Consider the following 357-nt stretch of genomic DNA (forward strand, 5'->3'; position numbering starts at 1 on the left):
CTTTTGGTGTTGGTTGGTACTTCTTATTTTGTGGGGTTACCGTTGGCACAGGTACTTGACGCTCATCACTAGGATCACTATTCCCATAGTATGATTTAGCTTTTACTGGTGTTCCAACCTTGGCAGTTCCTTGTTTAACAATAAACGAATTCCCTGAAACTTTAATTCCAGTATCATTACTTGACCATGTTCCATTCCCAGCATCACGTTTTAAGGTTGCAGTTTTACTTTCCCCTCTAGCATTCGTATAAGAAAGTTCTACCTTATCTACATTTTTATTTTGATCAGAATCAGAATTCTGATAAGGAGTTACTGTTACTGTTCCTTCATCACTAGATGTAACTGTCGGAGCATTCG

General features: G+C 38.4%; 1 protein-coding gene. It reads right to left on the reverse strand.

From position 1 onward, the window contains the following. On the reverse strand, window positions 1-357 hold a 357-nt coding region (locus HT721_RS10890; protein ID WP_173229835.1), incomplete at both ends, for a hypothetical protein.

This window comes from Streptococcus sp. 4094 (assembly GCF_013277125.1).
Classification (GTDB): domain Bacteria; phylum Bacillota; class Bacilli; order Lactobacillales; family Streptococcaceae; genus Streptococcus.